General features: G+C 62.9%; 7 protein-coding genes. 3 read left to right on the forward strand and 4 right to left on the reverse strand.

What is annotated here, in order from left to right:
- Positions 1-3 precede the first annotated feature (3 nt).
- The 4 genes from fdhF to BM413_RS23790 form a co-directional block, all read right to left on the reverse strand.
- Positions 4-2,880 carry a formate dehydrogenase subunit alpha gene (gene fdhF, locus BM413_RS23775; protein WP_091917331.1) on the reverse strand — a complete coding sequence of 959 codons (2,877 nt, stop codon included), beginning with the start codon at positions 2,878-2,880 and terminating at the stop codon, positions 4-6.
- A gap of 12 nt (positions 2,881-2,892) precedes the next feature.
- Positions 2,893-4,449 (reverse strand): formate dehydrogenase beta subunit, encoded by a 1,557-nt coding sequence (locus BM413_RS23780; protein ID WP_091917332.1) that lies wholly within the window; start codon positions 4,447-4,449, stop codon positions 2,893-2,895.
- Positions 4,446-4,925 carry a formate dehydrogenase subunit gamma gene (locus BM413_RS23785; protein WP_091917333.1) on the reverse strand — a complete coding sequence of 160 codons (480 nt, stop codon included), beginning with the start codon at positions 4,923-4,925 and terminating at the stop codon, positions 4,446-4,448. The genes BM413_RS23780 and BM413_RS23785 overlap by 4 nt, the downstream gene beginning before the upstream one ends.
- Positions 4,926-5,021: 96 nt before the next feature.
- Positions 5,022-5,918, reverse strand: a complete 897-nt coding sequence (locus tag BM413_RS23790) for a LysR family transcriptional regulator (RefSeq protein WP_091917334.1) — start codon at positions 5,916-5,918, stop codon at positions 5,022-5,024.
- Between the two features lie 115 nt (positions 5,919-6,033).
- On the opposite strand from BM413_RS23790, the gene BM413_RS23795 reads away from it, so the two are divergent.
- From BM413_RS23795 to BM413_RS23805, 3 genes are all read left to right on the forward strand, one after another.
- Positions 6,034-6,360, forward strand: a complete 327-nt coding sequence (locus BM413_RS23795) for a type II toxin-antitoxin system RelE/ParE family toxin (RefSeq protein WP_091917335.1) — start codon at positions 6,034-6,036, stop codon at positions 6,358-6,360.
- Between the two features lie 38 nt (positions 6,361-6,398).
- Positions 6,399-6,656: a helix-turn-helix domain-containing protein gene (locus tag BM413_RS23800; protein ID WP_133304790.1), complete on the forward strand. Its 258-nt coding sequence runs from the start codon at positions 6,399-6,401 to the stop codon at positions 6,654-6,656.
- A gap of 114 nt (positions 6,657-6,770) precedes the next feature.
- Positions 6,771-7,952: an Mrp/NBP35 family ATP-binding protein gene (locus BM413_RS23805; RefSeq protein WP_091917337.1), complete on the forward strand. Its 1,182-nt coding sequence runs from the start codon at positions 6,771-6,773 to the stop codon at positions 7,950-7,952.
- The last annotated feature ends 131 nt before the right edge of the window (positions 7,953-8,083 follow it).

Here is an 8,083-nt window from a genome sequence, read left to right on the forward strand (position 1 = left end):
TGCCTACTCCGCCGCTTCCAGCGTCGCAATCTTGCGCGAGCGCTGCGACAGGTCTTCATACTCCTCCTGCCACTCGGACGGGCCGTTGGACGGCGCCACCTGAACGGCGGTGACCTTGTATTCGGGGCAGTTGGTCGCCCAATCGGAGAAGTCGGTGGTGATGACGTTGGCCTGCGTGTCGGGGTGGTGGAAGGTGGTGTAGACCACACCCGGCGACACGCGGTCGGTGATCAGCGCGCGCAAGGTCGTCTCGCCAGCCCGGCTTTGCAGGCGCACCCAGTCGCCGTCGCGAATGCCGCGGTTCTCGGCATCGTGCGGGTGGACTTCCAGACGGTCCTCCGAATGCCAGACGACATTCTCGGTACGCCGCGTCTGCGCGCCGACATTGTATTGCGACAGGATGCGGCCGGTGGTGAGCAGTAGCGGGAAGCGCGGTCCGGTCTTTTCGTCCGTCGCCACATATTCGGTGCGGATGAACTTGCCCTTGCCGCGCACGAAATGGTCGATATGCATGATCGGCGTGCCTTCCGGTGCCGCTTCGTTGCACGGCCACTGCACCGAGCCCATCTTGTCGAGATAGTCGTAGGAAACCTTGGCGAAGCTCGGCGTCGTCTGCGCGATCTCGTCCATGATTTCCGACGGGTGCTGGTAGTTCCAGTTCAGGCCCATCGCCTGGGCAAGCTTCTGCGTCACTTCCCAGTCGGCAAAGCCGTTCTTCGGCGCCATCACCTTGCGCACGCGGTTGATGCGGCGTTCGGCGTTGGTGAAGGTGCCGTCCTTCTCGAGGAAGGTCGATCCGGGCAGGAAGACGTGGGCGTAGCGTGCCGTCTCGTTCAGGAACAGGTCGTGCACCACCACGCATTCCATGGCGGCGAGGCCGGCCGAGACATGCTTGGTGTCCGGATCGGACTGGAGAATGTCTTCGCCCTGGATGTAGATGCCCTTGAACGTGCCTTCGACGGCGGCGTCCAGCATATTGGGAATGCGCAGGCCCGGCTCGTTGTCGAGCTTCACGCCCCACAGGCTCTCATAGATGTCGCGCACGGCATCGCCCGAGATGTGGCGATAGCCCGGCAGTTCGTGCGGGAACGAGCCCATGTCGCAGGAGCCCTGCACGTTGTTCTGGCCGCGCAGCGGGTTCACGCCGACGCCGCGCCGGCCGATATTGCCGGTCAGCATGGCGAGGTTGGCAATGGCGATGACGGTGGTCGAGCCCTGGCTGTGCTCGGTCACGCCGAGGCCATAATAGATCGCGCCGTTGCCGCCCGTCGCATAAAGCCGGGCCGCTTCGCGGATTTTGTCTGCCGGCACGCCCGACAGCTTTTCCACTTGCTCGGGGCTGTGGCGTTCGTCGGAGACGAAGCCGGCGTAATCCTCGAATTCCGACCAGTCGCAGCGCTCGCGAATGAACTGCTCGTCGAACAGCCCTTCTGTCACGATAACATGCGCCAGCGAGGTGACCACGGCGACATTGGTGCCGGGCTTCAGCGGCAGGTGATAGTCGGCCTTGGCGTGAACCGAATCCACCGTCTCGGTAACGCGCGGATCGAGCACGATCAGCTTGGCACCCTGGCGGATGCGCTTCTTCATGCGCGAGGCGAAGACCGGATGCGCGGCAGAAGGATTGGCGCCGATCACCATGATCACGTCGGAATCTTCGACCGAGTCGAAATCCTGCGTGCCGGCGGAGGTGCCGTAGGTCTGGCCGAGGCCGTAGCCGGTCGGCGAATGGCAGACGCGGGCGCAGGTATCGACGTTGTTGTTGAGGAAGCCCTGGCGGATCAGCTTCTGGACGAGATAGGTTTCCTCGTTGGTGCAGCGCGAGGAGGTGATGCCGCCGATTGCCGTGCGGCCATACTGATACTGCAGGCGGCGGAATTCGTTGGCGGTGTGGGTCAGTGCCTCTTCCCACGACACTTCGCGCCACGGATCGGTGATCTTTTCGCGGATCATCGGGTTGAGGATGCGCTCCTTGTGCGTGGCATAGCCATAGGCGAAGCGGCCCTTCACGCAGCTATGGCCGCGATTGGCCTTGCCGTCCTTGTAGGGCACCATGCGCACCAGCTCGTCGCCGCGCATTTCGGCCTTGAACGAGCAGCCGACGCCGCAATAGGCGCAGGTGGTGACGACCGAATGCTCCGGCTGGCCGATCTGTATGACGCTCTTTTCCGTCAGCGTCGCGGTCGGGCAGGCCTGCACGCAGGCGCCGCAGGAAACGCATTCCGAATCGATGAAGGGCTGGTGCATGCCCGGCGACACGCGGCTGCCGAAGCCGCGGCCTTCGATGGTCAGGGCGAAGGTGCCTTGCACTTCCTCGCAGGCGCGCACGCAGCGCGAGCAGACGATGCATTTCGATGGGTCATAGGTGAAATACGGATTGGATTCGTCCTTCGCCATCCATTTGAAGTTTTCCGCGCCGTCCATCTTCTTGAAGACGTGGTTGTCGCCTTCGTAGCCGTAGCGCACATCGCGCAGGCCGACGACACCGGCTTGCGTCTGCAATTCGCAATCGCCGTTTGCCGCGCAGGTCAGGCAGTCGAGCGGATGGTCGGAGATATAGAGTTCCATCACGCCGCGGCGGATGTCCTTCAGCCGGCCGGTCTGCGTGTGAACCACCATGCCGGGCGCCACTGGCGTCGTGCAGGAGGAGGGGGTGCCGTTGCGGCCCTCGATCTCCACCAGGCAGAGCCGGCAGGAGCCGAAAGCGTCGACCATATCGGTGGCGCAAAGCTTCGGAATGGCAATGCCGGCTTCCATCGAGGCGCGCATGATCGAGGTGCCTTCCGGCACGGTAACGGTGAAGCCGTCGACGGTCAGCGTGATCTGCTTTTCCGATTTCGAGGCCGGGGTGCCGTAGTCGATTTCGTGGACGAGACCCATGATCCTGTCTCCTTATTCGGCTGCTTGAGCGACCGGCGTCGGCCGGAAATCTTCGGGGAAGTGGTTGATCGCGCTCATCACCGGGTAGGGCGTGAAGCCGCCCAGGGCGCAGAGCGAACCGAACTTCATCGTGTTGCAGAGGTCCGTGACCAGCGCGAGGTTCTTCTCGGGCTCGATATTGTGCGCGATCTTGTCGATGGTTTCGACGCCGCGCGTCGAGCCGATGCGGCAGGGTGTGCACTTGCCGCAGGACTCGATGGCGCAGAATTCCATGGCAAAGCGCGCCTGCTTCAGCATGTCGGCGCTGTCGTCGAAAACTGTGATGCCGGCGTGGCCGATCAGGCCATCCTTGGCCGCGAACGCCTCATAGTCGAACGGCGTGTCAAACAGCGAACGCGGGAAATAGGCGCCCAGCGGTCCGCCGACCTGCACCGCCTTGACCGGGCGTCCGGTAACGGTACCGCCACCGATCTCGTCGACGATTTCGCCCAGCGTCAGGCCGAAGGCTGCTTCGAACAACCCGCCATGCTTGGCGTTGCCGGCAATCTGGATCGGGATCGTGCCGCGCGAGCGGCCCATGCCGAAATCCTTGTAGTGCTGCGCGCCGCGATCCATGACGATCGGCACGGAGGCCAGCGAAATCACATTGTTGATGACGGTCGGCTTGCCGAACAGGCCCTGGATCGCCGGCAGTGGCGGCTTGGCGCGCACGATGCCGCGCTTGCCTTCCAGGCTGTTCAGCAGCGAAGTTTCCTCGCCGCAGACATAGGCACCTGCGCCGACGCGGATTTCCATGTCGAAGGCGTTGGGCGAGCCCATCACATTGACGCCGAGCACGCCGGCCTTGCGCGCCACCTCGACGGCCTTCTGCATCGTCGCCACCGCATGCGGATATTCCGAGCGGATATAGACGAAACCCTTGGTCGCACCCGTCGCGATGCCGGCAATCGTCATGCCTTCGATCAGCACGAAGGGATCGCCCTCCATGATCATGCGGTCGGCAAAGGTTGCCGAGTCGCCCTCGTCGGCATTGCAGACGATGTACTTGCGGTCGGCGGTCGTATCGAGAACGGTTTTCCACTTGATGCCGGTCGGGAAGCCGGCGCCACCGCGCCCACGCAGGCCCGAGTCGGTCACCTGCTTGACGACATCGGCAGGCGTCATCGCAATTGCATTCTCCAGACCCTTCAGGCCTCCATGGGTCCTGTAGTCCTCAAGCGACAGCGGGTCGGTGATGCCGCAACGGGCGAAGGTGAGGCGGGTCTGCTTGGCAAGAAATGGGATTTTTTCCGGGTCGCCGAGCGACAGCTTGTGCTCGCCACCGGCGATTAGGCCTGCGCCGAACAGCGAGGCAACGTCCTTGGCCGAGACCGGGCCGTAGGCAACGCGGCCGGCTTCGGTCGCCACTTCCACCATCGGCTCAAGCCAATAGAGGCCGCGCGAACCGTTGCGCACGATTTTTGCGTCAAGCCCGCGCGTTTCGATCTCCTGCGCGACAGCCTTGGCAACCTTCTCGGCGCCGAGCGCCAGCGCGCCGGAATCGCGGGGAATGTAGATAGTGACCGTCACGAGCGTACCTCCTGAACGATCTCTTCGATCTTGTCGGCGTCGAGCCTGCCGATGACTTCGCCGTCGAGCATGGCGGCGGGCGCACAGGCGCAAAGGCCGAGGCAATAGACCGGCTCCAGTGTAACCGAATTGTCCTTCGCCGTCTCGTGGAAGCCGATGCCCAGTGCCTGGCTGATCTGGGCCGCGATGGCGTCGCCGCCCATCGACTGGCAGGCTTCCGCGCGGCACACCTTCAAAACGTGGCGACCGGCCGGATGGTTGCGATAATCATGATAGAAAGTGACGACGCCGTGCACTTCGGCATTGCTGATATTCAGCGCCTTGGCGATGATCGGCAGCGTTTCGGCCGGCACATGACCGAATTCTTCCTGGATCTCGTGCAGGATGGGCAGGAGAGGGCCTTCGAGCGCCTTCATCTCGTCAATGATCGCCGCCGCTCGCGACGCGATCTGGGTACTTGCAGCCTGCATCGACATGCAGCGCCCTCCCTATAAATTTCCTCACTTTAGAACTAATCAAAACGGAAAAGCTCAATCAATAGAGCTCATTCGTTGAACGATAGGAAATTTCTATCAAAGAAGGGAAAGATCGGCCGCCAATATCCGCGCCTGGTGCAGCAGTGCCGAAACCAGCGGCGTGTGCGGTTCGCGATGCGCCGCAACCAGTCCAACGAGATGGCTGGCATCCGGCTCGACGATAGGTATGGCGCGGATCGGCTCGGCGAAGCCGAAGGTCTCGGCAAGGTTGAGCGGCATGATCGAGGACCATTTTCCGGTGCGGATATGCGAAAACAGCACGATCATCGAGTTCGATTCCAGCGTCGGATGCGCTTCCGCGCCGGCCTCGCCGAGATGCTGGTTGATGATGCGCCGGTTCTGCATGTCCGGGGTCAGCAGGCACAGCGGCAGGGCGGACACCTCCGCCCATGTCACGGTCTTGCTTTCGGAAAACGGGTTACCTGCGGCGGTGATGAGCTGGTAGCGCTCCGAATAGAGCGGCACGGTCGCCACGCGCCCCAGCGGCTCGTTGTCGAGATAGCTGATGCCGACATCGATCTCGAAGTTTTCCAGCAAGGTCAGCACCTCGATCGACGTGCGCGACAGGATCGAGAAGGTCACGCCCGGGTGTTTTTCGCGAAACGGCGTGGTCAGGCGTGGCGTCATGGCAAGGGCGGTCGGGATCGCGGCGATCCGCACATGGCCGGCAAGGCCGTGGCGCGCCGCGCGCATCTCCTCGCGCATGGTGCGGGCATCGCCGACGATGCGCCGCGCCCATTCCAGCACGCGGCTGCCTTCCGGCGTCAGGCCTTGAAAGCGCGAGCCGCGCTGCACCAGCATCACGCCCAGCGCTTCCTCGAGCTGCTTGATGCCGGCCGAAAGCGTCGGCTGCGTCACGCCGCATTCTTCCGCCGCACGGCCGAAATGCTGCTGCTTGGCGAGAGCTATGAAGAATTCCAGCTTGTCGATCATGTTCTGCTTTCTCGAAGCAGGCACCGTCCGGTAAAATCGGCCAACAAGCAAGAGCAGGCTTCCTGTATCGTTGCTACTACGTTGACGTAGTTCTCGTTTGTAGTAAAATCGTGAAATGAGGATCGTTCGGCTGAAGCCCTACACTCGCGCGATGGAACGGATGGGGCTGGACGATCCGGCCATGCGGCGCATCGAACTCGATCTCGCGGCGGCACCTGAGGCGCATCCCGTCATCAAGGGCCTGCGCGGCGTTCGAAAGGCTCGCTTCGCGTTGCCCGGAAGAGGCAAGAGCGGCGGCGGGCGGGTCATCTACTATGTCGCCGTCGAAACGGCTATCTATATGATGACGGCCTATCCGAAGAATGAACGCGACGATCTCTCCCCCGATCAGCGCAAGGCGATTCTGGCGGCCATCGACAGTTTGAAAGGAAGTGGGAAATGAGCAGGGTAGGAGCGGATCTCGTCGAAGCCTTTGAGGAGATGGCGGCGCATCTTCGCGGCGAGATTGACGTCGAAAGCTATGAAGTTCCGGCCGATGTTTTGACGCCCGAGAGAATTCGTGAAATTCGCCGCAGAGTGGCGCGCAGCACCAAGGCTTTCGAGGCGGAATTCCACATTTCGGCACGTACGATGGAATCCTACGAGCAAGGCCGCAGGAAGCCCGATGCCGCCATGACAACGCTGTTGCGTATCATTGAAAAAGAACCCGACGCTGCACGCAGGGCGTTGGCTTCCTGAGCCGTCATTTTTCTCGACCGCGCTTTCCGACGAAGTCGATTGCCGTTTTGCGCGCTTGGTTCTGGCCGTGATCTGCATTATCTGAAACGCGACCAAGGACCGAAAAGGGCTGCCATGACCACTGTCACCAAGGAAATCGTTCTCGAACGGCTGAAGACGGTCAACGGCCCGGATTTTTCCGGCGATATCGTCAGCCTTGGTCTCGTTTCCGAGATTTTCATCGCCGACCAGAAGGTCTTCTTCTCCATCACCGTGCCCGCCGCACGGGCCAAGGAGATGGAGCCGCTGCGTGCCGCAGCCGAACGCGTGGTGCGTGCCATTCCCGGCGTTGCCGGCGCCGTTGTCGCGCTGACCGCCGAGAAAAAGGGCGGCGGCATGGAAGCGCCCCCGCCGCCGGCGCGTCCGGCAGCGCCTCGTCCTGTTCCTGCCGCCCCCGCCGCGCCCCGGCCCGCTCCGCAAGCACCCGCGGGCCATCAGCCGGGCAAGCGCGGCGTGCCGGGCATCGAGGCGATCATCGCGGTCGCATCCGGCAAGGGCGGCGTTGGCAAATCGACCACCGCCATCAACATCGCGCTCGGCCTCGCGGCGAACGGGCTGAAGGTCGGCGTGCTCGACGCCGACATCTATGGCCCGTCCATGCCGAAGCTGCTCGATCTCCACGGCCGGCCGCAGACGGTCGACGGCAAGATCCTGAAGCCGATGGAAAAATACGGCCTCAAGGTCATGTCGATGGGTTTCCTCGTCGATGAGGAAACGCCGATGATCTGGCGCGGGCCGATGGTCATGTCGGCACTCACCCAGATGCTGCGCGAGGTCGAATGGGGTCCGCTCGACGTGCTGGTGGTCGACATGCCGCCCGGCACCGGCGACGCGCAGCTCACCATGGCCCAGCAGGTGCCGTTGTCAGGCGCGGTGATCGTCTCGACGCCACAGGACCTAGCGCTGATCGATGCCCGCAAGGGCCTGAACATGTTCAAGAAGGTCGACGTGCCGCTGCTCGGCATCGTCGAGAATATGAGCTACTTCATCGCTCCCGACACCGGCAAACGCTACGACATCTTCGGTCATGGCGGCGCGAGGAAGGAAGCCGAACGCCTCGGCGTCACCTTCCTTGGCGAAGTGCCGCTGCAGATGGAAATCCGCGAAACATCGGACGCCGGCACGCCGGTCGTGGTGTCGAAGCCCGAGGGACCGGAAGCGAAGATCTATCGCGGCATCGCCTCGAAGGTCTGGGAGCGGGTCAACGAAGAACGCGGGGCAGCTGAGGCCGCTGTGCCAAGCATCGTTTTCGAGTAACGCCGGTCGACCCCCACTCCGTCTCGGCTTCGCCGAGCCACCTCTTGGATGTTTGAGTTGCGGTATAGACTGGATTGCCGGGTGGGTAGCAGCCCACCTGGCATCCGGTTGTCGGATCGTCCATCTCGAAG

It is taken from the genome of Mesorhizobium sp. YR577, from assembly GCF_900116595.1.
Classification (GTDB): Bacteria; Pseudomonadota; Alphaproteobacteria; order Rhizobiales; family Rhizobiaceae; genus Mesorhizobium_M.